Source organism: Streptomyces sp. NPDC058457 (assembly GCF_042720695.1).
GTDB lineage: Bacteria > Actinomycetota > Actinomycetes > Streptomycetales > Streptomycetaceae > Streptomyces.
Map to the genome: position 1 here is coordinate 24,023 of NZ_JBHXLU010000087.1, position 25,780 is coordinate 49,802.

Sequence of the window (25,780 nt, forward strand, 5' to 3'; positions counted from 1 at the left end):
CCATGAAGTAGCAACGGTCCGGACGCACCCGGACCTAAAAGGAGCGAAGTGGCTAAGGTCCGGGTATACGAACTCGCCAAGGAGTTCGGGGTTGAGAGCAAGGTCGTCATGGCCAAGCTCCAGGAACTCGGTGAATTCGTCCGTTCGGCGTCCTCGACGATCGAGGCGCCCGTTGTACGCAAGCTGACCGACGCCTTCCAGGGCGGCGGTAAGCCCTCCCCCCGCAAGGCGGCGCCCAGGCCCGCCGCGCCCTCTCCGGCGCAGGCGGCTCGTCCGGCTGCCCCGAAGCCGGCCCCGCGCCCGGCTGCCCCGCAGCCCGCGGCCCCGGTCGCGCCCGCCGCCTCGGCGGCGCCCGCGGCTCCGGCTCCGGCTCCGGTCACCCCCGCGCCGGCCGCCTCCGGCCCGCGTCCGGGTCCCAAGCCCGCCCCGCGTCCGGCTCCGGCCGCGCCCGAGTTCACGGCCCCGCCGGCGCCTCCGGCCGCCGCGGCGCCCAGCCCGGCCGCCGCGCCGCAGGGCCAGCGTCCGCAGGGCGGCGGTGCCCGTCCGGGTCAGGGCGCTCCGCGTCCCGGCGGTCGTCCCGCCCCCGGTCAGGGCCAGGCCCGTCCGGGCCAGGGCGGTGGCCAGCGTCCCGGTGAGCGCGCCCCCCGTCCGGGCGGTGCCCGTCCGGCCGGTCCGCGTCCGGGCAACAACCCCTTCACGTCCGGTGGCTCCACCGGCATGGCCCGCCCGCAGGCCCCGCGCCCGCAGGGCGGTCCGCGCCCGGGTGGCCCCGGTGCCCCCGGCGCCGGTCCCCGTCCGCAGGCGCCCGGCGCCCAGGGCGGCGGTCCGCGTCCGCAGGCTCCCGGCGGTTCCCGTCCGAGCCCGTCCGGCATGCCCCGCCCGCAGGGCGGTCCGCGTCCCGGCGGCGGCTCCGCGGGTCCGCGTCCGAACCCCGGCATGATGCCGCAGCGTCCCGCTGCCGGCCCGCGTCCCGGCCCCGGCGGCGGCGGTCGCGGTCCCGGCGCCGGTGCGGGTCGTCCCGGCGGCGGCGCCGGTCGTCCCGGTGGCGGCGGCGGCTTCGCCGGTCGTCCCGGTGGCGGCGGCGGTGGCGCCCGTCCGGGCGGTGGCGGCGGCTTCGCCGGTCGTCCCGGCGGTGCCCCCGGCGGCGGTGGCGGCGGCTTCGGCGGCGGTCCCGGTGGCGGTGGCGGCGGCGGTCGTCCCGGTTTCGGCGGTCGTCCCGGCGGTCCCGGCGGCCGTGGTGGCACGCAGGGCGCCTTCGGCCGTCCCGGCGGTCCGGCGCGTCGCGGTCGCAAGTCGAAGCGGCAGAGGCGCCAGGAGTACGAGGCCATGCAGGCCCCGAGCGTCGGCGGCGTGATGCTGCCGCGCGGCAACGGCGAGACCATCCGTCTCTCCCGCGGCGCGTCGCTCACCGACTTCGCGGAGAAGATCAACGCCAACCCGGCGTCCCTCGTCGCGGTCATGATGAACCTCGGCGAGATGGTCACGGCCACGCAGTCCGTCTCCGACGCGACCCTTGAGGTCCTCGCCGGCGAGATGAACTACACGGTCCAGATCGTCAGCCCCGAGGAGGAGGACCGCGAGCTGCTCGAGTCCTTCGACATCGAGTTCGGCGAGGACGAGGGCGACGAGGAGGACCTGGTGGTCCGCCCGCCGGTCGTCACCGTCATGGGTCACGTCGACCACGGCAAGACCCGACTGCTCGACGCCATCCGCAAGACGAACGTCATCGCGGGCGAGGCCGGCGGCATCACCCAGCACATCGGTGCCTACCAGGTCTCGACCGAGGTCAACGACGAAGAGCGCAGGATCACCTTCATCGACACCCCGGGTCACGAGGCGTTCACCGCCATGCGTGCCCGTGGTGCGAAGTCGACCGACATCGCGATCCTGGTCGTCGCGGCCAACGACGGCGTCATGCCGCAGACGGTCGAGGCGCTCAACCACGCCAAGGCGGCCGACGTCCCGATCGTCGTCGCGGTCAACAAGATCGACGTCGAGGGCGCCGACCCGACCAAGGTGCGCGGTCAGCTGACCGAGTACGGCCTGGTGGCCGAGGAGTACGGCGGCGACACCATGTTCGTCGACATCTCCGCCAAGCAGGGTCTGTACATCGACGAGCTGCTCGAAGCGGTCGTCCTGACCGCGGACGCCTCGCTCGACCTGCGGGCCAACCCGGCCCAGGACGCGCAGGGCATCTCGATCGAGTCCCGCCTCGACCGCGGCCGCGGTGCCGTGGCGACGGTCCTCGTCCAGCGAGGCACGCTGCGGGTCGGCGACACGATGGTGGTCGGCGACGCGTACGGCCGTGTCCGGGCGATGCTCGACGACAACGGCAACAACGTGGCCGAGGCCGGCCCGTCGACGCCGGTCCAGGTCCTGGGCCTGACCAACGTCCCGGGTGCGGGCGACAACTTCCTGGTGGTCGAAGAGGACCGTACGGCCCGACAGATCGCCGAGAAGCGCGCCGCCCGTGAGCGCAACGCCGCGTTCGCCAAGCGCACGCGCCGCGTCTCCCTCGAGGACCTGGACAAGGTCCTCAAGGCCGGCGAGGTCCAGCAGCTCAACCTCATCATCAAGGGTGACGCTTCTGGTTCCGTCGAGGCCCTGGAGTCCTCCCTGCTCCAGCTGGACGTCGGCGAAGAGGTCGACATCCGCGTCCTGCACCGCGGCGTCGGTGCGGTCACGGAGTCCGACATCGACCTGGCGATGGGCTCCGACGCCATCGTGATCGGCTTCAACGTCCGCGCGGCCGGCCGCGCGGCGCAGATGGCCGAGCGCGAGGGCGTGGACGTCCGGTACTACTCGGTCATCTACCAGGCGATCGAGGAGATCGAGGCGGCCCTGAAGGGCATGCTGAAGCCGGAGTTCGAGGAGGTCGAGCTCGGTACGGCGGAGATCCGCGAGGTCTTCAAGTCGTCCAAGCTGGGCAACATCGCCGGTGTCCTCATCCGCTCGGGCGAGGTCAAGCGCAACACCAAGGCGCGCCTCATCCGCGACGGCAAGGTCATCGCGGAGAGCCTCAACATCGAGGGCCTGCGCCGCTTCAAGGACGACGTCACCGAGATCCGCGAAGGCTTCGAGGGCGGTATCAACCTCGGAAACTTCAACGACATCAAGATCGACGACGTCATCGCGACGTACGAGATGCGCGAGAAGCCGCGGGTGTAAGGCCTACGGTTGGTAGCTGGCCGACGGGACTTCGGTACCGTCGGCCGGCACTTTTCCCGCCCGCCCACCTGACTCGGTGGGCCGGGACGTGACCGCCACGGGGCTCCGTGACGGACCCCGACCTCGCCCACCCACCACCCGACTCGGTCGACCGAGAAGGCACCGCCTGAAGGGGCGCCTTTTCAGCTCACCGAATCGGGTGGTGGGTGGGCGAAGGCCGGGGTCCGGGGCCGAGCCCCTGGCGGAGCCCCGTGACGGCTGGGGAAAGTCGGTCGAGCCCCCGGCAGGGACGGGGTACCGTTCCTGACAGGGCCATCGATCCCGTACCGGCGGGTTAACCGGATACATACATGTACGTGGGGACCCTGTCCTTCGACCTCCTCCTCGGCGACATCCACTCGCTCAAGGAGAAGCGCTCCGTCGTCCGCCCGATCGTCGCCGAACTCCAGCGGAAGTACGCCGTGAGCGCGGCCGAGGTGGACCACCTGGACCTTCATCGCAGGGCCGGCATCGGCCTTGCCATGGTCTCCGGCGACGCCGCGCACCTGACCGACGTCCTCGACCGGTGCGAACGGCTGGTCGCCGGCCGCCCCGAGGTGGAGCTGCTGTCCGTGCGACGGCGCTTCCACGGCGACGACGACTAGAACGCTTCCACGGCGACGACGACCAGACCTTGAGAACGACAAGAAGAAAGAACGGGAGACGGACCAGTGGCCGACAACGCGCGGGCTAAGAGGCTGGCGGACCTCATCCGAGAGGTGGTGGCCCAGAAGCTGCAGCGCGGGATCAAGGACCCGCGGCTCGGCACCCACGTCACCATCACGGACACCCGGGTCACGGGTGACCTCAGGGAGGCGACCGTCTTCTACACGGTCTACGGCGACGAGGAGGAGCGGAAGGCCGCCGCCGCCGGTCTGGAGAGCGCCAAGGGCATTCTCCGGTCGGAGGTCGGCCGGGCCGCCGGCGTGAAGTTCACGCCGACCCTCGCCTTCGTCGCGGACGCCCTGCCGGACACCGCCCGGAACATCGAGGACCTCCTCGACCGGGCGCGCCAGTCCGACCAGAAGGTCCGCGATTCCTCCGCGGGCGCCGCCTACGCCGGTGAGGCCGACCCGTACAAGAAGCCGGGTGCGGAAGACGAGGCCGACGAGACGGACGACGCCACCGAATGACCAGCAAGCCCACCCCGCCCGACGGCCTTGTCATCGTCGACAAGCCGTCGGGCTTCACCTCGCACGACGTCGTCGCCAAGATGCGGGGCATCGCCCGCACCCGGCGCGTCGGGCATGCCGGCACTCTCGACCCCATGGCGACCGGCGTCCTCGTTCTCGGCATCGAGCGGGCGACGAAGCTCCTCGGGCACCTCGCCCTCACCGAGAAGGAGTACCTGGGGACGATCCGCCTCGGCCAGAACACGATCACGGACGACGCCGAGGGCGAGCTCACCTCGTCCACCGACGCCTCCAAGGTCACCCGCGAGGCCGTCGACGCCGGCATCGCCAAGCTGACCGGCGCCATCATGCAGGTGCCGTCCAAGGTCAGCGCCATCAAGATCGACGGTGTCCGGTCGTACAAGCGCGCCCGGGACGGCGAGGACTTCGACATCCCGGCCCGCCCGGTGACCGTCTCGTCGTTCGCCGTGTACGACGTCCGGGACGCCGTCGCCGAGGACGGCACTCCCGTCCTTGACCTGGTCGTCTCCGTCGTCTGCTCCTCCGGCACCTACATCCGGGCCCTCGCCCGCGACCTCGGCGCCGACCTGGGCGTCGGCGGCCACCTCACCGCGCTGCGCCGCACCCGCGTCGGGCCGTACAGGCTGGACTCCGCGCGCACCCTCGACCAGCTCCAGCAGGAGCTGACCGTGATGCCGATCGCGGAGGCGGCCGGGGCCGCGTTCCGTCGCTGGGACGTCGATGCCAGGCGGGCCCGCCTGCTCACCAACGGCGTGCGCCTGGAGATGCCCGAGGAGTACACGGGCACCGGCCCCGTCGCCGTGTTCGACCCCGAGGGCCGCTTCCTGGCGCTGGTCGAGGAGCAGAAGGGCAAGGCGAAGAGCCTCGCCGTCTTCTCCTGAGCCCTGCCCGTGGAGCGGCGACCACGGGGTCTGGCGCCGCCGCCGCTCCACGGTCCCCCCTCGGTTCCCCCACCCCTAGGGTGTATCCACCCGCCCCGGGCTATTCACCCGACCGAGCAGGCGCTCGGAGTGAACCGGGGGAGCAGAGGGGGGCGCGTTCACCGCCCGCTCTGTCCCGCTGATCATTTCGCCCCTACGGTCGAAGACAAGGGCCTGTCCGGCGGATCCAGTCGCAGGAAATCGGCGGTGACTGCAACGCGGCAGATGCGCGTGCCACAGCCCGCGTCTGCGGCTGGGTCCGCCGGACAGGCCGCCCTTGGGCACGGATGTACGGGCGGGGAGGTTCGATCATGGCGGTACGCGGCCCGCGGACCGGGGGCGGTCGCCGGACGGCGGACGGTACGCGGGAGGCGGAGCAGGAGACGGGACCGGGGCCCGACGAGCGGCTGGTCCGGGTCCGCGACCTCGCCGGGCGCCCGCGCGGCACCGGCTTCCTGGCCGATCATCACGGGACGCTCATCACCAGTCACGAGGCCGTCGACGGCCTCGCCCGGATCGTGCTGCACGCGGCCGGGGACCGTACCTGCGTGGTCGGCTCGGACGCGGTCGTCCCGCTGCCCGCCTTCGACCTGGCCCTGGTCCGCACCGAGGGCCTGGCCGTGGACCCGCTCCCGATCACCGTACGGGAACGCATCCCGGCGGGCACCTACGTGCGCATCGCCGCCGACCGCTGGCGCGAGGCCCGGGTACTGGCCGCGACTCAGGTGACGTACACCGCCACCGACCGCTTCCATCTCCTCGAAGACGCCCTGGAGCTGGCGATCGGCACGGCGGGCCGGGACGCGCTGCGACTGGGCGGCGGGGCGGCCGGCGGCCCGGTCCTCGACGCGGAGACCGGCGCGGTCCTGGCGGTCCTCGGCACCGCCCTCCAGTCCGGCCAGCGAGACGTGGGCTTCGCGGTCCCCCTCCACCACCCCGACAGCGGCCCCCTGGCCGACCTGCTGGCCACCAACGCGGCCACGGTCCCGGCGTACGGCATCGACCTCAACCTGGCCGGAGTCCTGGAACTGACCGCGACCTCGGTAGGCCAGGACGGCCCCCCCGGAGCCCTGGCCGGCTACGTCGGCCGCCCGGCCCCCCGCATGTCAGCCCCCCGCACCGGAGTGCCCCAAAGGGGCGCGGGGAACTGCGCGACCAGCCACGACGCACCCGCAGCCGCCCCACCACCTTTCACGGCACTCGCAGGCGAATACACCGACCCCGTACAACCCGTAGAACGATCGGCCATCTCAAAGGACCTGTCGGCCTTCGCCGAAGCCACCGGCACCAAAACCGTCACCGGGACCGTCCTGGCCCTCGTCGGCGCCCCCGGAACGGGCCGCACCACAGAACTCGCCGCCCTCGCCGCCCGCCGCAACCGCGAAGCGCACCCCGCCCCCACCCTCTGGCTCCGCGGCGCCGACCTCAAGGACGCCGACGACTCCGTCGCCTCCGCAGCCCGCCGCTCCCTGGAACGCGCGGTCCGGATCGTCGCCGCCTCCCGCTCCCAACTCCCCGGCGACCTGGGTGAGTTGACCGTGGAGCGGCTGGCCCGCCTCGCCGCCCGCGCCGGCCGCCCGCTCCTCCTCCTGCTGGACGGTCCCGAGGAGATGCCCCCGGTCCTCGCCCACCGGCTCCCCGCCTGGACCGAGGGCACCGCGGACTGGCTGCGCGACACCGGCGCCCGCCTGCTCGTGGCCTGCAGGGAGGAGTACTGGGAGCGCGCCGGCGCCGAATTCCCCCCCGACCTCCTGCGCGGACACGGAAGCGGCAACGGCCATGACCATGGCCCTGGCGCCGACCCCCCGTGCATCCGGCTGACCGACCTCACCCCCGACGAGGCCCGCCGCGCCCGCTCCCGCTACGGCATCCCCGACGGCGCCCTCATCGACCGCGACGCCCGCCACCCCCTCGCCCTGCGCCTGCTCTCCGAGGTCCGCGCCGCCCTCCCGGACGGACCGGTCGACAGCCCCATCGACCGGCACGACGTCTTCGCCGCCTACCTCGACCTGATGTGCCTGCGCATCGCGGTCCGCCTGGCCGCCGAGAACGGCCTGCGCGGTACGGCCGTACGACGCCTCGCCGCCCGGGTCTCCGGGCAGGTGCACGAGGCCGCCCGGCGCAGCCTGGGCCCCGGGCAGGGCGAGCTGGACCGGGAGTCGTTCGAAGCGGTGTTCCCCTGGGGCCCCGTCCCCGCCCACCTCGGCGGCGGCTCCGGCTGGGCCTCCGCCGTGCTCACCGAGGGCCTTCTGGTGCCCGCCGGCGGCGGCTACCGCTTCGCCCACGAGGAACTCGCCGACTGGATCCAGGGCATGCACCTCGACCTGGACGAGGCCCTGCACGCCCTGGTCCACCGCCCCCGCACCCCCCTGGGCGCCCACCCCCTGCCCGTCCCGCACCACCGGGTCGGCCCGGTCGTACAGGCCCTGCTGCTGCTCGACCGCGACTACGGGCCGATCCAACTCGCGCCCCGGCTGGATGAGTTGGTGCACGCACTCGACCTGGACCCCGGCTCCTGGTGGGCCGCGCGCCTGCTCACCCAGACCCTGCTGCGGCTGCCCGACGCGACCCCCTACACCGGGGTGCTGCGGCTGCTCGCCGACCGCGTGGTGGGCCAACAGCACACCGCGCCGCCCGAGTTCGGGCCGGACTTCTGGACCGGGCTCGCCCTTCCGGCCGCCGACCGCTTCGATCTGCTGCGCAGGCTGGTGCTCGCCGACGAGCCGCTGCCGGAGACCGCGGGCATCGGCCGCTTCGGAGCCCGGCCGACCTGCCCGCCGCCCCGGCCGGCGGTGGAGGAGCCCGAGGGCGCGGCCCCGCGCTACCTGGACGCGGTGGCCCGGCTGCTGGTCGCCGACCCCACTGCCGTACAGCCGTATCTCACCCGGTGGTTCGACGACGAGCGGCCGTTGCCCGCGATGCCGCACGCCACCGTGGCGACGGCGGCCCAGGCGTTGCTGCACACCCATCGGCACCGGGCCCTGGACGACCTGACCGAGGTCCTGGTGGACGCGGCGCACCGGCGCGGCGACGAACTGCTCGCCGTACTCGCCGAGGACGAGCCGTCGGCGGTGTGCCGGGCAGTGGACCGCTGGGCGCACGACGAGCGGCCGGCCCGCCGGGTGGCCGCCATGGCCCACGGGCTGCGCACCGCCCCGCACGTCCGCAGCGACCCCGACCGCGAACTGCTGCGCTACACCGCGCTCGCCCTGCTGGCCCGCCCCGCCGACTGCACCCTGCACGGCGGCGCCCTCGCCCTGCTGGTCCGCGACCCGGTGACCCGCGCCCGCCATCTCCCGCAGGCGCTACGGCACTTCGCCACCGGCGACCATCAGCTCACGCCCGCCGCCCTGGTCCCCGCCCTGGTCACCCACCCCGACGAGGTCCTTGAGGCCTTCCGTGCCCGGCTGCGCGGACCGGACGCCGCACAGGTGCTGCGCACTCTCACCCACGTCACCACACCCGCGCTCGCCCAGCGGGTCACCGAGCTGGTCCTGGAGGCCGCCGAGCTGCGGCCGGAGCTCGCCGGGCAGGTGGCCGGGTTCGTCGAGCGCCGCCTCGACCAGGGCGCCGAGGCCCGTACCGTCCTCCTGCCGCTGGTCACCGAGCTGCTCGACGACGGCCCCGAGCCGGTCCGGGCGGCCCTCGCGACCGTACTCGGAGCGGCCGGCACCCCCGCCTCGCGACCGCTGCGCCAGGAGCTCCTGGGGTTCCTGCTCGACCGTGAACGGGACCCCGGCGTCCTCGACGCGCTGCTGCACGCGGCCGCCGCACAGCGCGAGGACGACTGTGACGGGATGCGCGAGCTGGTCAGGCGCACCGGGCTGCTGCTCGTCCGTACCCCGGACGGGGCGACCCTGTTCGACCGCGGACTGGTCGACCTCGGCCGGCACGTGCCCGGATTCGCCGCCCTGATGGCCCGCTGGCTCACCGACACCCCGCAGGAATGGGCCGCGGTGGTCGGCCCGAGCACCCGGCGGATGCTCGGGAACCTGGCGGGCGTACGGGTCCCCGCGTGACCGCGGACACGTGCGCCCGGTCACAGCGACCGTGCCGGTGTCAGACGGGTCCGGCAAACATGGCACCCTTAGACCTGCGTAAGAGGGACAACGGACACAGGTTCGAGGAGCGGTCACAGTGCAGCGCTGGCGTGGCTTGGAGGACATCCCCGAGGACTGGGGGCGCAGCGTCGTCACCATCGGTTCTTATGACGGGGTGCACCGCGGTCACCAGCTGATCATCCGGCATGCCGTGGACCGCGCCCGTGAACTGGGCATCCCGGCGGTCGTCGTCACCTTCGACCCGCACCCCAGCGAGGTCGTCCGACCCGGCAGCCACCCGCCGCTGCTCGCCCCGCACCACACCCGCGCCGAGCTGATGGCGGAGCTGGGCGTGGACGCGGTGCTGATCCTCCCCTTCACCACCGAGTTCTCGAAGCTGTCGGCCGCCGACTTCGTGGTGAAGGTCCTGGTCGACAAGCTGCACGCCAAGGCCGTCGTCGAGGGCCCCAACTTCCGCTTCGGCCACAAGGCCGCGGGCAACGTGGAGTTCCTCATCGAGCAGGGCACGGTGTACGACTTCGAGGTCGAGGTCGTCGACCTGTTCGTGCGCGGGGAGGCGGGCGGCGGCGAGCCGTTCTCCTCGACCCTGACCCGGCGCCTGGTCGCCGAGGGCGACATGGCGGGTGCCCGCGAGATCCTGGGCCGCCCGCACCGGGTGGAGGGCGTGGTCGTGCGCGGCGCCCAGCGCGGCCGCGAGCTGGGTTTCCCCACCGCCAACGTGGAGACGCTCCCGCACACCGCCATCCCCGCCGACGGCGTCTACGCCGGCTATCTGTACGCCCAGGACGAGGTGATGCCGGCCGCGATCTCCGTCGGCACCAACCCGCAGTTCGACGGCACCGAGCGCACGGTGGAGGCGTACGCCATCGACCGGGTGGGACTCGACCTGTACGGCCTGCACGTCGCCGTCGACTTCCTGTCCTATGTCCGCGGCCAGGCCAAGTTCGACTCGCTCGACGCCCTGCTGGAGCAGATGGCCGAGGACGTCAAGCGCTGCCGGGAACTGGTGGCGGCCGAGGACGCCTGATCCGGCAGAGGACTCGGCAGTACGCCGAAGGGCGGCCGGTGCGGTGAGGCATCGGCCGCCCTTCGGCGTTTCGGCTACTGCTGCGGCGGCTGCCCCTGCGGGGGCTCGGGCGGCTGCTGAGGCTGCTGCGGGGCGGCCTGCGGGGGCTGGGGCTGCTGCTGCGGGTAGCCGTAGCCAGGCTGCTGCTGCGGGGGCTGCGGCTGTCCCGGCTGCTGCGGGTAGGGCTGGGGCTGGCCGTACAGCTCCTGCTGCGGCGGTCCCTGCGGAGGCTGCTGTTGCTGCGGCGGGTACGGCTGCTGCTGCGGATACGGCTGTCCGGGCGCGTACGGTTGCGGCTGGCCCGGCGCGTACGGTTGCGGCTGGCCGGGTGCGTAGTACTGCTGGCTCGGCAGGGGCTGGCCGGGCATCGGCGGGGCGGCGACCGGCGGCGGGTTGCCGTCGCTGGTCCACAGGCCGTGCATCTGCTGGTGCCGTACGAAGTCCTCGGCGACCATCGCCGCGAGGTTGAAGTACGCCTCGCGCACCTTCGGCCGCATCATGTCGAGGTCGACCTCGGCACCGGCGGACAGGTGCTCGTCGAAGGGCACGACCACGACACCCCGGCAGCGCGTCTCGAAGTGCTGCACGATGTCCTCGACCTTGATCATCTTGCCGGTCTCGCGGACCCCGGAGATCACGGTGATGGACCGCGACACGAGGTCGGCGTACCCGTGCGCGGACAGCCAGTCGAGCGTCGTACTCGCGCTGCTCGCCCCGTCGACCGACGGCGTCGAGATGATGATCAGCTGGTCGGCGAGGTCGAGCACCCCGCGCATGGCGCTGTACAGCAGGCCGGTGCCGGAGTCGGTGAGGATGACCGGGTACTGCCTGCCCAGCACGTCGATCGCGCGCCGGTAGTCCTCGTCGTTGAACGTGGTGGAGACGGCCGGGTCCACGTCGTTGGCGATGATCTCCAGGCCGGACGGGGCCTGCGAGGTGAACCGCCTGATGTCCATGTAGGAGTTGAGGTACGGGATCGCCTGGACCAGGTCGCGGATGGTGGCCCCGGTCTCGCGGCGCACCCGGCGGCCGAGCGTGCCGGCGTCCGGGTTGGCGTCGATGGCGAGGATCTTGTCCTGGCGCTCGGTGGCGAGCGTGGAGCCGAGCGCGGTGGTCGTGGTGGTCTTGCCGACCCCGCCCTTGAGGCTGATCACCGCTATCCGGTAGCAGGACAGCACCGGAGTGCGGATCAGCTCCAGCTTCCGCTGCCGCTCGGCTTCCTCCTTCTTCCCGCCGATCTTGAACCGGGAGGACGCGACGGTGGGCCGGCCGCTCTTCGCCTTCTGCTTCTTGTTGTTGAGCAGCCGGTCGGAGGACAGCTCCACGGCGGCGGTGTAACCCAGCGGCGCGGCACCGGGGTTGGTCATCTGCCGCTGGTCGTGCTGGATGGGCTGCGGCCAGGCGGCACCGGCACGGGGGTCGACGGGCGGCTGGGGCTGGGCAGCCTGCGGCTCGGGTGCCTGCGGGTTCTGCGGGTTCTGCGGTGCCTGAGGTGCTTGTGCGGCGCGCGGATCCTGGGGGGCGGCCTGCGGCGGCTGGGGCTGCTGCGGGTAGCCGTAAGCGCCGGGTTGGACCGGAGGCGCCGGGGGCTGCGGGAAGCCGTAACCGCCAGGTGCCTGCGGTGCCTGCGGTGCCTGCGATGGCTGCGGTGGCTGGACGGGGGCGCCCGGCTGCGGGAATCCGTAGCCGCCCTGGGCGTCGGGCGCGGCGGGCTGTGGGGCGTACGGCTGGCCGGGCTGCGGGGGCGCGGGCTGGTTCCAGGCGGCGGGCGCGGGCTGCGGCGCCTGCGGCTGGAACGGCTGCGGACCTTGCGCGGCGGCGGGCTGGGGCTGCGGCTGTCCGGGCGCCGGCTCCGGTGCGGCCGACTGGACCGGCCACTGGGCGGCGGGCGCGGGGGTCGCGGGCTGGTACGACGGCGGCAGCGGCGGGACCACCACCGGAGGGGTCGGCGGGGGAGCCCAGGTGGTGGGCACGGCGTCCTCGGGAGCCGGGGGCGGGTCCTGGGGCGGGACCGGAGCCGCGGGTACGGCGGCCTGAGGTGCGGCGGCGGGTGGGTCCTGGGGCGGCTCGACCGGCTCCACGGCGGCTACCGCGTCGTCGGCCTCGGGGCCGGGCTCGTCGTCGTTGTCGTCCTGGGCGTCGACGACGGCCGCGTCCTGGGACTGGGACTCGCCCTCGTCCGAGTCGTCCGCCGGGACGGCTTCCTGTTCCTGGAGGGGCTCGTCGGTCTCGGTCGTACCGTCGGCTTCCGTCTCGGCGTCGCCGTCGGCGGCCTCGAACTCGTCGCGGGGATACCCGTCCTCGTCCTCGGCGGCCACGTCGGCCGACGCGGCCGGTTCAGGCGCCTCGGCGGCCTCCTCGTCGGCGTCCTCGGGCTCCACCCCGGAGCTCACCGGAAGCGCGACGACGTCGGCCTCCCATTCGGCTTCCCCCTCCGCCTCTTCGGCGGCAGCCTGTTCGGCGGCCTCGGCCATATCACGCTTCATCGCGACCGCGGAGAACCGCATCGTCGCGCCGCTCTCCAGGTAGCCGTTGTCCGGCTCGGGCTCGGGCTCCGGCGCCGGCTCCTCGGCGGTGACCGGCTGCGGCTCGAAACCGACCGGCAGCTCAGGTACGGCGGCCGGGCCGCCGGCGGGCGGGGCGGCCGGGGTGAACGGCGCCGTGACCGGGGCGGCCGGGATGAACGGTGCCGTGGGGGAGGCGGCCGGCGCCCCGGCGTCCGCGCTCGGGACCGGCGGCGTGAACGGCGCGCCCGGTGTGGCGGTAGGCGGAGGGGTGAAGGGAGCACCTGGTGTTGACGCGGGCGGCGGGGTGAACGGCGCTCCGGGAGTTGACGCCGGCGGGGGCGTGAAGGGCGCACCGGGCGTCGCAACGGGCGGCGGCGTGGCCGGAGCACCCGGCGTCGGAGCGGTCGGTCCCGAAGCCGTCGGCGGCGTGAACGGCGCGCCCGGTGTGGCGGTAGGCGGAGGGGTGAAGGGAGCCCCCGGTGTTGACGCGGGCGGCGGCGTGAACGGCGCGCCCGGTGTGGCGGTAGGCGGAGGGGTGAAGGGAGCCCCCGGCGTTGACGCGGGCGGCGGGGTGAACGGCGCGCCCGGAGCCGACGTCGGCGGTGGTGTGAAAGGTGCGCCCGGACCGGACGTCGGCGGAGCGGGTGGTGGCGGCGTGAAGGGCAGCCCGGGACCGGGCCTCCCACCCCCCTGCTGGGCGTGCGGAGGAGGGGTCAGCCCGGGAATCGGGGTCCCCGGCGGGAACGGCGAACGGGGCGGCGCGGCAGGACCCGTACCGGCGCCCGTAGCACCGGCACCCGTACCGACGCCCGGCCCGCTCACGGCGCCGGGCGCGCCGGGCGTGCCTGCGGAGTCCGCACCGGCGCCCGGACCGCCGGCCGCCGGACCGGAACCGTCGGCCGCGTTCTGCGTGTACCAGGCGGGCGGCGCGTAGTCGATCGTGAACTCGCCCGTCATCTCGTTGAGGGACTCCGCGTCGGGCTGGTCATCGCCGGGTGTGGCCCAGCCCCCGCGGATCCCGTCCCGATCGCTGCTCACAGTTCCTCCTGGTGTGGTCGAGCACCCTCATGCCGTTCCGGCGCGACGACCATGTCGTGTCGTTCTCAGCATCCGTATTCGTGTGAGGTAGTCCGATCCACCGGCTCTCCCCCTCGGGAAACCGACGTCCTGTTCACAGTCCGGACGTCGCGCCCCCCTCCCAGCCTAATCACCACGAGCCGCACCTCGGCAGGCCCGTCCGCCTCTCGTCCGAGGTCCGCCTGGTCACACCCTGTCCGGAAGTGGTGTGCGGATCCTTCGCATTGCCGAACAACCGATGAACAAAACGGGCAAGAGCCGTGAGTTCGGGTACCAGTTGGCGTCTGCCATCCTGCCCGCCCTGGCCATGACTCCCCTGTGACGCGCGAGGGGGCAGGGTGAGGCCGTGTTTGCGTGAGCAGGGAGGAAACGGGCGAACTCGCCCCGGAAAAAGGGACATTGCGCGCGGATGGAAGCGGCGCAGGAGTCTGTTCGGCGCGGTGGCGGCCGTCGTCCTGGCCGTTGTCCTGGTCGTCGCGGCGGTCGCGGGCGGCGCGCCGGCCCCGCGGCCGGACCGCGATGGGGCGGCACGCGTGCGTGCCGCCCCATCGATGCCGGTCACCGGACGGCCGGGCCGCCGCTCACTGGGCGGCCAGACCGCCGTTGCGCTCGTTCGGCTCCAGGTCGAACTCGCCGTCCCGCGCGCCCAGCACGAACGCCCGCCACTCCGCCTCCGTGTACCGCAGCACGGTGCCGTGGTCGAGCGAGGACCGCATGGCCACCGCACCCTCGGGCAGGTAGGCGATCTCGACCCGCTCCTCGTCCTGCTCGGTACCGGGCGCGCAGTGCCACTCGACGCCCGAGATGTCGAGCGCGTAGAGCTCGTCCCGTTCCCGCTCCTTGCGCGCCTTCATCTCCTCAGCCGTCTCGCTCATCCCGCAGCGACCCCTTCCCCTCGTACATGGGCTGTGACCGTCACACTACTGGCGGTCGTGCCGGGCCCGTACTTTCTTCCACAACCCCAGGACAGAGCCCCCCTCCGGCACTGGTACCCTTGACGACGGCCGTTTGTGTACGCACCCCCGGAGTCCCCCGCGGACCCTGGAGGCCGCGCCCAACGGATACCCGCCTCCCGAGTAACGGAAGCTCCCCCGAGGCAAAGACCGGGGGCACTCGGTGGCCATGCGAAGACTACGAGGAGTACGCGTGTCGCTCGACGCCGCTACGAAGAAGCAGATCATCACCGAGTTCGGTACCAAGGAGGGCGACACCGGCTCCCCCGAGGTCCAGGTCGCCATGCTGTCGCGTCGGATCTCCGACCTGACGGAGCACCTCAAGGTCCACAAGCACGACCACCACTCCCGTCGTGGTCTGCTGATCCTGGTCGGTCAGCGCCGTCGCCTCCTGCAGTACCTGGCGAAGAAGGACATCCAGCGCTTCCGTGCGCTGGTGGACCGCCTGGGCATCCGCCGCGGTGCGGCGGGCGCCAAGTAAGACGCCGTGAAGGGAGCGGTTCCCGGAGAGACACCCGGGGCCGCTCCCTTTGCCGTACGTGCGGAAACGTGCGGAGTGTCACTCACGCTTTGTAGTGTGGTAGCACAACGCAATACGCACGACACAGCACGACAACGAACAAGGAGAAGCGCACCCAAGCCGCCGCCGGTCCTCGGTAGTGGCCCCCGGGGGGAAGCGAGCCCCGGGTGCTTCGATCGAAGACCGGCCCGCACAGCACGGCGCGCTTCTCCGTAACCGTCTCCCCGCCACACGGGCGGACCGGGACAAAAGACGTAACGCAGACGAAAGTAACGGAGAAAACGCTAGTGGAGAACGAGACCCACTACGCCGAGGCCGTCATCGACAACGGCGCCTTCGGCACCCGCACCATCCGCTTCGAGACGGGCCGCCTGGCCAAGCAGGCCGCCGGCTCCGCCGTGGCGTACCTGGACGACGACACCATGGTGCTGTCGGCCACCACCGCCTCCAAGAACCCCAAGGACCAGCTCGACTTCTTCCCCCTCACGGTGGACGTCGAGGAGCGGATGTACGCCGCCGGAAAGATCCCGGGTTCCTTCTTCCGCCGTGAGGGCCGGCCGAGCGAGGACGCGATCCTCACCTGCCGCCTGATCGACCGCCCGCTGCGCCCGTCCTTCAAGAAGGGCCTGCGCAACGAGATCCAGGTCGTCGCCACCATCATGGCGCTCAACCCCGACCACCTGTACGACGTCGTCGCGATCAACGCCGCGTCCGCGTCCACCCAGCTGGCCGGTCTGCCCTTCTCCGGCCCGATCGGCGGCGTCCGCGTCGCACTGATCAACGGCCAGTGGGTGGGCTTCCCGACGCACTCCGAGCTCGAGGACGCCGTCTTCGACATGGTCGTCGCCGGTCGCGCCCTGGAGGACGGCGACGTCGCGATCATGATGGTCGAGGCCGAGGCCACCGACAAGACCATCCAGCTGGTCAAGGGCGGCGCCGAGGCGCCCACCGAGGAGGTCGTCGCCTCCGGTCTGGAAGCCGCGAAGCCCTTCATCAAGGTGCTCTGCAAGGCCCAGGCCGACCTCGCCGCGAAGGCCGCCAAGCCGACCGGCGAGTTCCCGATCTTCCTCGACTACCAGGACGACGTCCTGGAGGCGCTGTCCGCCGCCGTCCGCCCGGAGCTCGCCTCCGCGCTGACCATCGCGGGCAAGCAGGAGCGCGAGGCCGAGCTGGACCGCGTCAAGGGTCTGGCCGCCGAGAAGCTGCTCCCGGAGTTCGAGGGCCGGGAGAAGGAGATCTCCGCCGCGTACCGCTCGCTCACCAAGCAGCTGGTCCGCGAGCGTGTGATCAAGGAGAAGAAGCGCATCGACGGCCGCGGCGTCACGGACATCCGTACGCTCGCCGCCGAGGTCGAGGCCATCCCGCGTGTGCATGGCTCCGCCGTGTTCGAGCGTGGCGAGACCCAGATCCTGGGCGTCACCACCCTCAACATGCTCCGGATGGAGCAGCAGCTGGACACCCTTTCCCCGGTGACCCGCAAGCGCTACATGCACAACTACAACTTCCCGCCGTACTCCACCGGCGAGACCGGCCGCGTCGGCTCCCCGAAGCGCCGCGAGATCGGTCACGGCGCCCTCGCCGAGCGCGCCCTGGTCCCGGTCCTGCCGACCCGCGAGGAGTTCCCCTACGCGATCCGCCAGGTCTCCGAGGCGCTGAGCTCGAACGGCTCGACGTCCATGGGTTCGGTCTGCGCCTCCACCATGTCGCTGCTGAACGCCGGTGTGCCGCTGAAGGCCCCCGTCGCCGGTATCGCCATGGGCCTGATCTCCCAGGACATCGACGGCGAGACGCACTACGTCACCCTCACCGACATCCTCGGTGCGGAGGACGCCTTCGGCGACATGGACTTCAAGGTCGCCGGCACCAAGGAGTTCGTCACCGCCCTCCAGCTCGACACCAAGCTGGACGGCATCCCGGCCTCCGTCCTGGCCGCCGCCCTCAAGCAGGCCAGGGACGCCCGCCTCCACATCCTCGACGTGATGATGGAAGCGATCGACAAGCCGGACGAGATGTCCCCGAACGCCCCGCGGATCATCACCGTCAAGATCCCCGTGGACAAGATCGGTGAGGTCATCGGCCCCAAGGGCAAGATGATCAACCAGATCCAGGAGGACACCGGCGCCGAGATCACCATCGAGGACGACGGCACCATCTACATCGGTGCCTCCGACGGCCCGGCCGCCGAGGCCGCCCGCGCCACGATCAATGGCATCGCCAACCCGACGATGCCCGAGGTCGGCGAGCGCTACCTGGGTACGGTCGTGAAGACGACCACCTTCGGTGCGTTCGTCTCCCTGCTCCCCGGCAAGGACGGTCTGCTGCACATCTCGCAGATCCGCAAGCTGGCCGGCGGCAAGCGCGTGGAGAACGTCGAGGACGTGCTCGGTGTGGGCCAGAAGGTCCAGGTCGAGATCGCCGAGATCGACTCCCGCGGCAAGCTCTCCCTGATCCCCGTGATCGAGGGCGAGGAAGAGGCCTCCTCCGAGGACGCAAAGGACGACACCGACCAGTGACGTCGAGCAGCTCCACGACGACGGCCCGCACCTCTCCGGAGGCGCGGGCCGTCGCCCGTACCCAAACCCTGATCAAGGGCGAGAACGGCATCGGCACGGTCCGCAAGACGACCCTCCCCGGCGGCCTGCGCATCGTCACCGAGACCCTGCCCTCGGTCCGCTCCGCGACCTTCGGCATCTGGGCCCACGTCGGCTCCCGCGACGAGACCCCCGCCCTGAACGGCGCCACCCACTACCTGGAGCACCTGCTCTTCAAGGGCACGACCCGGCGTAGTGCACTGGACATCTCCTCGGCCATCGACGCGGTCGGCGGCGAGATGAACGCGTTCACGGCGAAGGAGTACACGTGCTACTACGCACGCGTGCTCGACACCGACCTGCCGCTCGCCATAGACGTCGTCTGCGACATGCTCACGGGCTCCCTGATCCTCGAGGACGACGTCAACGTCGAGCGCGGCGCGATCCTCGAAGAGATCGCGATGACCGAGGACGACCCGGGCGACTGCGTGCACGACCTGTTCGCGCACACCATGTTCGGCGACAACGCCCTCGGCCGCCCGGTCCTCGGCACCGTCGACACGGTCAACGCCCTCACCGCCGACCGCATCCGCCGCTTCTACAAGAAGCACTACGACCCCACCCACCTCGTGGTCGCGGCCGCCGGCAACATCGACCACAACAAGGTCGTACGACAGGTCCGCGCGGCCTTCGAGAAGTCCGGCGCCTTCAGGAACACCGCGGCCGCCCCCATCGCCCCGCGCGACGGCAGCCGTACGATCCGCACCGCCGGCCGCGTCGAACTCCTGGGCCGCAAGACCGAACAGGCGCACGTCGTCCTCGGCATGCCCGGCCTCGCCCGCACCGACGACCGCCGCTGGGCCCTCGGCGTGCTCAACACCGCCCTCGGCGGCGGCATGTCCTCCCGGCTCTTCCAGGAGGTCCGCGAGAAGCGCGGCCTGGCCTACAGCGTGTACTCCTACACCTCGGGCTTCGCCGACTGCGGCCTGTTCGGCGTCTACGCCGGCTGCCGACCCTCGCAGGTGCACGACGTGCTCAAGATCTGCCGGGACGAGCTCGACCAGGTCGCCGAGTACGGCCTGCCGGACGACGAGATCGGCCGTGCCATCGGCCAGCTCCAGGGCTCCACGGTCCTCGGCCTGGAGGACACCGGCGCGCTGATGAACCGTATCGGCAAGAGCGAACTGTGCTGGGGCGAGCAGATGTCCGTCGACGACATGCTGGCCCGGATAGCGGCGGTGACCCCGGACGAGGTCCGCTCGGTCGCCCGCGACATCCTGGGACAGCGCCCGTCGCTGTCGGTCATCGGCCCGCTCAAGGACAAACAGGCCGCACGCCTGCACGACGCCGTCGCCTGACACACCACCGGTAAGGAACGAAGACGAAGATGAGCAAGCTGCGCGTGGCGGTCCTCGGCGCCAAGGGCCGGATCGGCTCCGAGGCGGTCAGGGCGGTCGAGGCCGCCGAGGACATGGAGCTGGTCGCCGCCCTCGGCCGGGGCGACAAGCTGGAGGCGCTGGAGGCCTCAGGCGCCCAGGTCGCGGTCGAACTCACCACCCCCGCCTCGGTGATGGGCAACCTCGACTTCTGCGTACGCCACGGCATCCACGCCGTCGTCGGTACGACGGGCTGGACCGACGAGCGCCTCGCGCAGCTGACGGGCTGGCTCGCCCAGTCCCCGGAGACCGGCGTGCTCATCGCCCCGAACTTCTCCATCGGCGCCGTGCTGACGATGAAGTTCGCCCAGATCGCCGCGCCCTACTTCGAGTCGGTCGAGGTCGTCGAGCTCCACCACCCGAACAAGGTGGATGCGCCGAGTGGCACGGCCACACGCACGGCCCAGCTCATCGCCGACGCCCGCCGCGCGGCCGGCACGGCCCCGGCCCCGGACGCCACCGTCACGGCGCTGGAGGGCGCGCGGGGCGCCAGCGTCGACGGAATCCCCGTCCACGCCGTCCGCCTCCGCGGCCTCCTCGCCCACCAGGAGGTCCTCCTCGGCGGCGAGGGCGAGACCCTCACCATCCGGCACGACTCCCTCCACCACAGCAGCTTCATGCCGGGCATCCTGCTCGGCGCCCGCCGCGTGGTGACCACTCCGGGCCTGACCTTCGGCCTGGAGAACTTCCTGGACCTGGGCTGAGCCCCGGAAGGCCCCTGCTCATGCGCGCGAAGCTCTCCTACGCCGTCACGGCCGCCGTCCTCCTCTTCTACTTCGTCCTGGTCGGCAGCCGGGGCGTGATGCTCATCCAGACCGGCACGGTCCTCACCGTCACCTTCGGCGTGGCGGTGCTGATCCTGCCGGTGATCGGCCTGTGGTTCCTGTGGAAGAACACCCAGTTCGTCCGCAGGGCCAACGCCCTCGCCACCGAACTCGACGCCGAGGGCGGCCTGCCCGTGGACGAGCTGAGGCGCACGCCCGGCGGCCGGATCGACCGGGACTCGGCCGACGAGGTCTTCGCCAAGCGCAAGGCCGAGACCGAGGCCGCCCCCGACGACTGGCGCAGCTGGTTCCGCCTCGCCGTCGCCTACCACGACGCCCGGGACACCCCGCGCGCCCGCAAGGCGATGCAGCGCGCCATCGCCCTGCACGACGGCAAGCCGGTCGAGGCCTGAACCGTACGGTTCGGTACGGCAGGGGGCCGGCCCGCGGTGTGCGGACCGGCCCCCTGCCGTACATCCCCGCGTCTCTCGCGCGGGCGCGCTCAGTCCCGCCGGTACTCCGCGGCCCACGCCTCCACCGCGTCCGCCGCACGGTCGAAGGCCGACGTCCGGCCCACGAAGTCCATCCCGTGCGTGGTCAGCAGCGGGCCGGCGTCCTCCTGCGACCGGTCCTTGCGCACAAGGGTCAGCGCCTGCCCCTGCACGGTCCGCGGCAGACCCAGCCAGCGCACCGGCTGCTGCGCCGTACGCACCGAGACGATCCGCTTCCAGGGCACCGTCCGCGTGTACAGCAGACCCACCTGGCGCACTCCGTGCGCGCTCACCCACACGCCCATGCGCAGTATCCGCAGCGCGGCGGCGATGATCAGCAGCGCGATGCCGAGGACCGCCCCGGCGGAGGACAGCGAGCCGGTCAGCGCCAGGGCGACCGCGGCGAACAGCACGAACGAGGCGAGCAGCAGCCACAGGGCGGCCCCGCCGACCCGCCACGGCCCGGGCCGGTAGGGGCGGCGCCAGCGGTCCCGGTCGTCGTACGGCAGGGCGTTGTCGAGTGCCGCGTCATAGGTGCGGTCGGCCGTCAGGAAGGGCAGGGGCACGACTGGTCCTCACTCAATCCATGCGTGGGCTGTGCCCGGTGAGGCTATCCGCCCGTGTCCCCGCCCACCACTCATGGGGGTCCGGAAGAGTTCAGTGCCCCTGGGAGGCCTGTGACTGCTGGGTCCCTGCGTCGGACGGCGTGGACAGCGCCGGCATGCCGAGCACCAGCGAGCCCACGAGCCCGGCCACGATGGTGAGCCCGAGCAGCCACCGCCCGGCTATCTGACTCACGGACGACCGCTGAGGGGGCGGGGGAGCGACATTGCTGCGGAACCTGTCGGCTTCGGCGAGGAAGGCGAACGGGACTGGTTCGCGCCGACCGAACATGGGCGGTGCATCCCCTCTCGGGATCGAACGACTGTCTGCCATCTACACAGACGGGCGAGTGACCCGAAAGGTGCCCGGTTTCACCGAATTCACAGAAATCTGCCGGTGTGTGTTGCGCCCCGGTACCGAACGCCCCGATGTCGGTGCCGGGCCGTAGAGTGGGCGCCGCCCGAGAGAAGTGATGGAAGGACCCTCCGAGCCGTGACCGACACCCCCGCCGACGACCTCAAGGCCAGCTTCCGGAGCGACGTCGCCGTCGACCTGGTCAAGCACAGCGCGGCCGACTCCGACGTGCTGTGGGCCGCACGCGTCTCCACCGCCGGCGAGCAGTCCCTGGACGAGCTGAAGAAGGACCCGGAGCGCTCCAAGGGCCTCATCAACTACCTGATGCGGGACCGGCACGGCAGCCCCTTCGAGCACAACTCGATGACCTTCTTCATCAGCGCCCCGATCTTCGTCTTCCGCGAGTTCATGCGCCACCGGGTGGGATGGTCTTACAACGAGGAGTCGGGCCGGTATCGCGAGCTGGACCCGGTCTTCTACGTCCCCGGCGAGTCCCGCAAGCTCGTCCAGGAGGGCCGTCCCGGCAAGTACGTCTTCGTCGAGGGCACCCAGGGCCAGCAGGAGCTCGTCGGCCGCGTGATGGAGGACTCCTACCGACATGCGTACGAGGCCTACCAGGAAATGCTCGCCGCCGGCGTCGCCCGGGAGGTCGCTCGCGCGGTGCTCCCCGTCGGCCTCTTCTCCTCGATGTACGCCACCTGCAACGCCCGCTCGCTGATGCACTTCCTCGGGCTGCGCACCCAGCACGAGCTGGCCAAGGTGCCGTCCTTCCCGCAGCGGGAGATCGAGATGGTCGGCGAGAAGATGGAGGCGGAGTGGGCCAAGCTCATGCCGCTCACCCATGCGGCCTTCAACGCCAACGGCCGGGTCGCGCCGTAGCGCGGACGCGGCCCGCTGAGCGCGCTTCTTGTCGTGCTCGGTACAGATGTACGGATCAGCCTCGAGAAGTGTCCGTATTGCGGCATTTAGCGAAGTTCATCTAGCCTGATCAAACGGACCCGGCACTGCTTGAACCCCCGAGCAGGCAGTGCCGGGCTCCGCATTTGTCCGGACTTTCCCCGCACCCCAAGGGCAGACCGCGCCGTGAGCACCGAGTAGCGTGTAACCCATGGCTCCGACCTCCACTCCGCAGACCCCCTTCGGGCGGGTCCTCACCGCCATGGTCACGCCCTTCACGGCGGACGGCGCGCTCGACCTCGACGGCGCACAGCGGCTCGCCACCCACCTGGTGGACGCAGGCAACGACGGCCTGATCATCAACGGGACCACCGGCGAGTCCCCGACCACCAGCGACGCGGAGAAATCGGACCTGGTACGAGCCGTACTGGAGGCGGTCGGCGACCGCGCCCACGTCGTGGCCGGGGTCGGCACCAACGACACCCACCACAGCACCGAGCTGGCCCGCCAGGCCGAGCGCGACGGCGCACACGGCCTGCTGGTCGTCACGCCGTACTACAACAAGCCCCCGCAGGAGGGCCTGTACCGGCACTTCACGGCCGTCGCCGACGCCACCGGGCTGCCCGTCATGCTCTACGACATCCCCGGCCGCAGCGGCGTCCCGATCAGCACCGAGACGTTCGTCCGCCTCGCCGAGCACCCGAGGATCGTCGCCAACAAGGACGCCAAGGGCGACCTCGGCCGCGCGAGCTGGGCCATCGCACAGTCCGGCCTCGCCTGGTACTCCGGCGACGACATGCTGAACCTGCCGCTGCTCTCCGTGGGCGCGGTCGGCTTCGTCTCGGTCGTCGGTCACCTGGTCACCCCCGACCTGCGGGCCCTCGTCGACGCCTACACCTCCGGTGACGTCGTGAAGGCCGCCGAGATCCACCAGAAGCTGCTCCCGGTCTACACCGGCGTCTTCCGCACCCAGGGAGTCATGACCACCAAGGCCGCGCTCGCCCTCCAGGGGCTGCCCGCGGGACCCCTGCGCGCACCCATGGTCGAGTGTTCGGCCGAGGAGATTGCCCAGCTCAAGATCGATCTTGCCGCCGGCGGGGTACAACTCTGACAACAGACTTCTGCGCGGCCGTCCGCGCAGCGACGCTTCACAACTGAAGAAAGCGGGACCACCGGTGCCCGCACCCTGCAAGGACAACGACAACTGCTTATGCACGAACGTCACGCACGCCACGTGCCCGACCGGTACGTGGCGTGCGTGGTGAGGAGAGTCTTTTGAGTCATCCGCATCCTGAACTCGCCCCGCCGCCGAAGCTCCCCGAAGGCGCCCTGCGCGTCACCCCGCTCGGCGGGCTCGGCGAGATCGGCCGAAACATGACCGTCTTCGAGTACGGCGGCCGTCTGCTGATCGTCGACTGCGGAGTGCTCTTCCCCGAGGAGGAGCAGCCCGGAATCGACCTGATCCTGCCGGACTTCTCGTCCATCCGGGACCGCCTCGACGACGTCGAGGGCATCGTCCTCACCCATGGCCACGAAGACCACATCGGCGGTGTCCCCTTCCTCCTCCGCGAGAAGCCGGACATCCCGCTCATCGGCTCCAAGCTGACCCTCGCTCTCATCGAGGCCAAGCTCCAGGAGCACCGCATCCGCCCCTACACCCTGGAAGTGGCGGAGGGGCGGCGCGAGCGCGTCGGCCCCTTCGACTGCGAGTTCGTCGCCGTCAACCACTCCATCCCGGACGCCCTGGCCGTGGCCATCCGCACCCCGGCCGGCATGGTGGTCCACACCGGCGACTTCAAGATGGACCAGCTTCCGCTGGACGGTCGTCTCACGGATCTACACGCGTTCGCACGGCTGAGCGAGGAAGGCATCGACCTGCTCCTCGCCGATTCGACGAACGCCGAGGTCCCGGGATTCGTCCCGCCCGAGCGGGACATCTCCAACGTCCTGCGCCAGGTCTTCGCCAGTGCGCGCAAGCGGATCATCGTGGCGAGCTTCGCCAGCCACGTCCACCGCATCCAGCAGATTCTGGACACGGCCCACGAGTACGGCCGCAGGGTCGCCTTCGTCGGCCGCTCCATGGTCCGCAACATGGGCATCGCGAGGGACCTCGGCTACCTGAAGGTCCCCCCGGGCCTGGTGGTCGACGTCAAGACGCTCGACGACCTCCCCGACCACGAGGTGGTCCTGGTCTGCACGGGCTCCCAGGGCGAACCGATGGCCGCCCTGTCCCGGATGGCCAACCGCGACCACCAGATCCGCATCGTCGACGGCGACACGGTGATCCTGGCCTCGTCGCTCATCCCCGGAAACGAGAACGCGGTCTACCGCGTCATCAACGGCCTGACCCGCTGGGGCGCCAACGTCGTCCACAAGGGCAACGCCAAGGTGCACGTCTCCGGCCACGCCTCCGCCGGTGAGCTGCTGTACTTCTACAACATCTGCCGGCCGAAGAACCTGATGCCGGTCCACGGTGAATGGCGCCACCTGCGCGCCAACGCCGAGCTCGGCGCGCTCACCGGTGTCCCGCACGACCGCATCGTCATTGCCGAGGACGGCGTCGTCGTCGACCTCGTCGGGGGCAAGGCCAGGATCTCCGGCAAGGTCCAGGCCGGTTACGTGTACGTCGACGGTCTTTCCGTCGGTGACGTCGGCGAGCCGGCCCTCAAGGACCGCAAGATCCTTGGCGACGAGGGCATCATCTCGGTCTTCGTCGTCGTGGATTCGTCCACCGGCAAGATCACGGGCGGTCCCCATGTCCATGCCCGTGGTTCCGGCATCGACGACTCCGCGTTCTCGGCCGTCATCCCGAAGATCTCCGAGGTCCTGGAACGCTCGGCTCAGGACGGCGTCGTCGAACCGCACCAGCTGCAGCAACTCATCCGCCGGACCCTCGGCAAGTGGGTCTCGGACACGTACCGGCGCCGGCCGATGATCCTCCCGGTCGTCGTGGAGGTCTGACGCGCGTACAGCGTTCGTACGACCCCTCGTACGCGTGAACCAGGAGCGGGGCGCCTCGATTTGCATCGGGGCGCCCCGCTCCAGTACGTTTACGGCTCCGCCCAGCAGGGAACCCCAGTGCTTCACGCGCTGGATCCAGGTGCCCCGGACCGGGTGGAAATTCCGACTCAGAACTTCTGATAAAGTCGGAACCGCCGGAAAGGGAAACGCGAGAGCGAGAACCTGGAAAGCACCGAGGAAATCGGATCGAGAAAAGATCTGATAGAGTCGGAAACGCA

18 protein-coding genes are annotated in these 25,780 nt (G+C 71.7%); 14 read left to right on the forward strand and 4 right to left on the reverse strand.

Annotated elements, in window-relative coordinates; translation table 11 throughout:
- Positions 1–48: 48 nt before the first annotated feature.
- The 6 genes from infB to ACFWPS_RS42700 all read left to right on the forward strand — a co-directional run bounded on the left by infB (position 49) and on the right by ACFWPS_RS42700 (position 10,369).
- Complete coding sequence (infB, locus tag ACFWPS_RS42675) at positions 49–3,168, forward strand: translation initiation factor IF-2 (protein WP_383716383.1); 3,120 nt, start codon at positions 49–51, stop codon at positions 3,166–3,168.
- Between the two features lie 350 nt (positions 3,169–3,518).
- Complete coding sequence (locus ACFWPS_RS42680) at positions 3,519–3,812, forward strand: DUF503 domain-containing protein (protein ID WP_046732584.1); 294 nt, start codon at positions 3,519–3,521, stop codon at positions 3,810–3,812.
- Positions 3,813–3,878: 66 nt separating this feature from the next.
- On the forward strand, positions 3,879–4,340 hold the full coding sequence (gene rbfA, locus ACFWPS_RS42685; RefSeq protein WP_383716386.1) for a 30S ribosome-binding factor RbfA: 462 nt from the start codon (positions 3,879–3,881) through the stop codon (positions 4,338–4,340).
- The gene (gene truB / locus ACFWPS_RS42690; protein ID WP_383716389.1) at positions 4,337–5,242 is read left to right on the forward strand and encodes a tRNA pseudouridine(55) synthase TruB; all 906 of its coding nucleotides are present in this window, start codon (positions 4,337–4,339) and stop codon (positions 5,240–5,242) included. The genes rbfA and truB overlap by 4 nt, the downstream gene beginning before the upstream one ends.
- Positions 5,243–5,592: 350 nt before the next feature.
- On the forward strand, positions 5,593–9,300 hold the full coding sequence (locus ACFWPS_RS42695; protein WP_383716392.1) for a trypsin-like peptidase domain-containing protein: 3,708 nt from the start codon (positions 5,593–5,595) through the stop codon (positions 9,298–9,300).
- A 118-nt stretch (positions 9,301–9,418) separates the two neighbouring features.
- Positions 9,419–10,369 carry a bifunctional riboflavin kinase/FAD synthetase gene (locus tag ACFWPS_RS42700; RefSeq protein ID WP_383716395.1) on the forward strand — a complete coding sequence of 317 codons (951 nt, stop codon included), beginning with the start codon at positions 9,419–9,421 and terminating at the stop codon, positions 10,367–10,369.
- A gap of 74 nt (positions 10,370–10,443) precedes the next feature.
- Here the strand turns inward: ACFWPS_RS42700 and ACFWPS_RS42705 are convergent, their stop codons facing one another.
- Entirely contained in the window at positions 10,444–13,953 is a 3,510-nt protein-coding gene (locus ACFWPS_RS42705; protein ID WP_383716398.1) for an SCO5717 family growth-regulating ATPase, read from the reverse strand.
- A gap of 620 nt (positions 13,954–14,573) precedes the next feature.
- Positions 14,574–14,867: a DUF397 domain-containing protein gene (locus tag ACFWPS_RS42710; RefSeq protein WP_181804473.1), complete on the reverse strand. Its 294-nt coding sequence runs from the start codon at positions 14,865–14,867 to the stop codon at positions 14,574–14,576.
- A gap of 271 nt (positions 14,868–15,138) precedes the next feature.
- Here ACFWPS_RS42710 and rpsO point away from each other — a divergent pair, with 271 nt between their 5' ends.
- From rpsO to ACFWPS_RS42735, 5 genes are all read left to right on the forward strand, one after another.
- Positions 15,139–15,426: a 30S ribosomal protein S15 gene (gene rpsO, locus ACFWPS_RS42715; protein ID WP_089098391.1), complete on the forward strand. Its 288-nt coding sequence runs from the start codon at positions 15,139–15,141 to the stop codon at positions 15,424–15,426.
- A gap of 326 nt (positions 15,427–15,752) precedes the next feature.
- Positions 15,753–17,978: a polyribonucleotide nucleotidyltransferase gene (locus ACFWPS_RS42720; protein ID WP_383716400.1), complete on the forward strand. Its 2,226-nt coding sequence runs from the start codon at positions 15,753–15,755 to the stop codon at positions 17,976–17,978.
- Positions 17,975–19,354: a M16 family metallopeptidase gene (locus tag ACFWPS_RS42725; RefSeq protein WP_383716402.1), complete on the forward strand. Its 1,380-nt coding sequence runs from the start codon at positions 17,975–17,977 to the stop codon at positions 19,352–19,354. Before ACFWPS_RS42720 ends, ACFWPS_RS42725 begins: the two co-directional genes overlap by 4 nt.
- 29 nt (positions 19,355–19,383) lie before the next feature.
- Positions 19,384–20,136 (forward strand): 4-hydroxy-tetrahydrodipicolinate reductase, encoded by a 753-nt coding sequence (gene dapB / locus ACFWPS_RS42730; RefSeq protein ID WP_383716404.1) that lies wholly within the window; start codon positions 19,384–19,386, stop codon positions 20,134–20,136.
- A 20-nt stretch (positions 20,137–20,156) separates the two neighbouring features.
- Entirely contained in the window at positions 20,157–20,609 is a 453-nt protein-coding gene (locus ACFWPS_RS42735) for a hypothetical protein (RefSeq protein ID WP_383716407.1), read from the forward strand.
- 89 nt (positions 20,610–20,698) lie between these two features.
- Here the strand turns inward: ACFWPS_RS42735 and ACFWPS_RS42740 are convergent, their stop codons facing one another.
- Positions 20,699–21,253 carry a hypothetical protein gene (locus tag ACFWPS_RS42740; RefSeq protein WP_383716409.1) on the reverse strand — a complete coding sequence of 185 codons (555 nt, stop codon included), beginning with the start codon at positions 21,251–21,253 and terminating at the stop codon, positions 20,699–20,701.
- 91 nt (positions 21,254–21,344) lie between these two features.
- Positions 21,345–21,581, reverse strand: a complete 237-nt coding sequence (locus ACFWPS_RS42745) for a hypothetical protein (protein ID WP_383716411.1) — start codon at positions 21,579–21,581, stop codon at positions 21,345–21,347.
- 201 nt (positions 21,582–21,782) lie between these two features.
- Here ACFWPS_RS42745 and thyX point away from each other — a divergent pair, with 201 nt between their 5' ends.
- The 3 genes from thyX (at position 21,783) to ACFWPS_RS42760 (ending at position 25,502) form a co-directional block, all read left to right on the forward strand.
- Complete coding sequence (gene thyX / locus ACFWPS_RS42750; protein ID WP_383716414.1) at positions 21,783–22,523, forward strand: FAD-dependent thymidylate synthase; 741 nt, start codon at positions 21,783–21,785, stop codon at positions 22,521–22,523.
- Positions 22,524–22,752: 229 nt separating this feature from the next.
- A complete protein-coding gene (gene dapA / locus ACFWPS_RS42755; protein ID WP_383716417.1) occupies positions 22,753–23,652 on the forward strand; it encodes a 4-hydroxy-tetrahydrodipicolinate synthase in 900 nt (299 codons plus the stop codon).
- 164 nt (positions 23,653–23,816) lie between these two features.
- Complete coding sequence (locus ACFWPS_RS42760) at positions 23,817–25,502, forward strand: ribonuclease J (protein ID WP_383716420.1); 1,686 nt, start codon at positions 23,817–23,819, stop codon at positions 25,500–25,502.
- Positions 25,503–25,780 lie beyond the last annotated feature (278 nt).

What these genes read in the sequence shown, in the direction of transcription:
- dapA (WP_383716417.1), top strand. Translation starts at nt 22,753, where the DNA reads ATGGCTCCGACCTCCACTCCGCAGACCCCCTTCGGGCGGGTCCTCACC.
- ACFWPS_RS42735 (WP_383716407.1), top strand. Translation starts at nt 20,157, where the DNA reads ATGCGCGCGAAGCTCTCCTACGCCGTCACGGCCGCCGTCCTCCTCTTC.
- ACFWPS_RS42695 (WP_383716392.1), top strand. Translation starts at nt 5,593, where the DNA reads ATGGCGGTACGCGGCCCGCGGACCGGGGGCGGTCGCCGGACGGCGGAC.
- ACFWPS_RS42745 (WP_383716411.1), bottom strand. Translation starts at nt 21,581, where the DNA reads ATGTTCGGTCGGCGCGAACCAGTCCCGTTCGCCTTCCTCGCCGAAGCC.
- ACFWPS_RS42680 (WP_046732584.1), top strand. Translation starts at nt 3,519, where the DNA reads ATGTACGTGGGGACCCTGTCCTTCGACCTCCTCCTCGGCGACATCCAC.
- dapB (WP_383716404.1), top strand. Translation starts at nt 19,384, where the DNA reads ATGAGCAAGCTGCGCGTGGCGGTCCTCGGCGCCAAGGGCCGGATCGGC.
- truB (WP_383716389.1), top strand. Translation starts at nt 4,337, where the DNA reads ATGACCAGCAAGCCCACCCCGCCCGACGGCCTTGTCATCGTCGACAAG.
- ACFWPS_RS42710 (WP_181804473.1), bottom strand. Translation starts at nt 14,867, where the DNA reads ATGAGCGAGACGGCTGAGGAGATGAAGGCGCGCAAGGAGCGGGAACGG.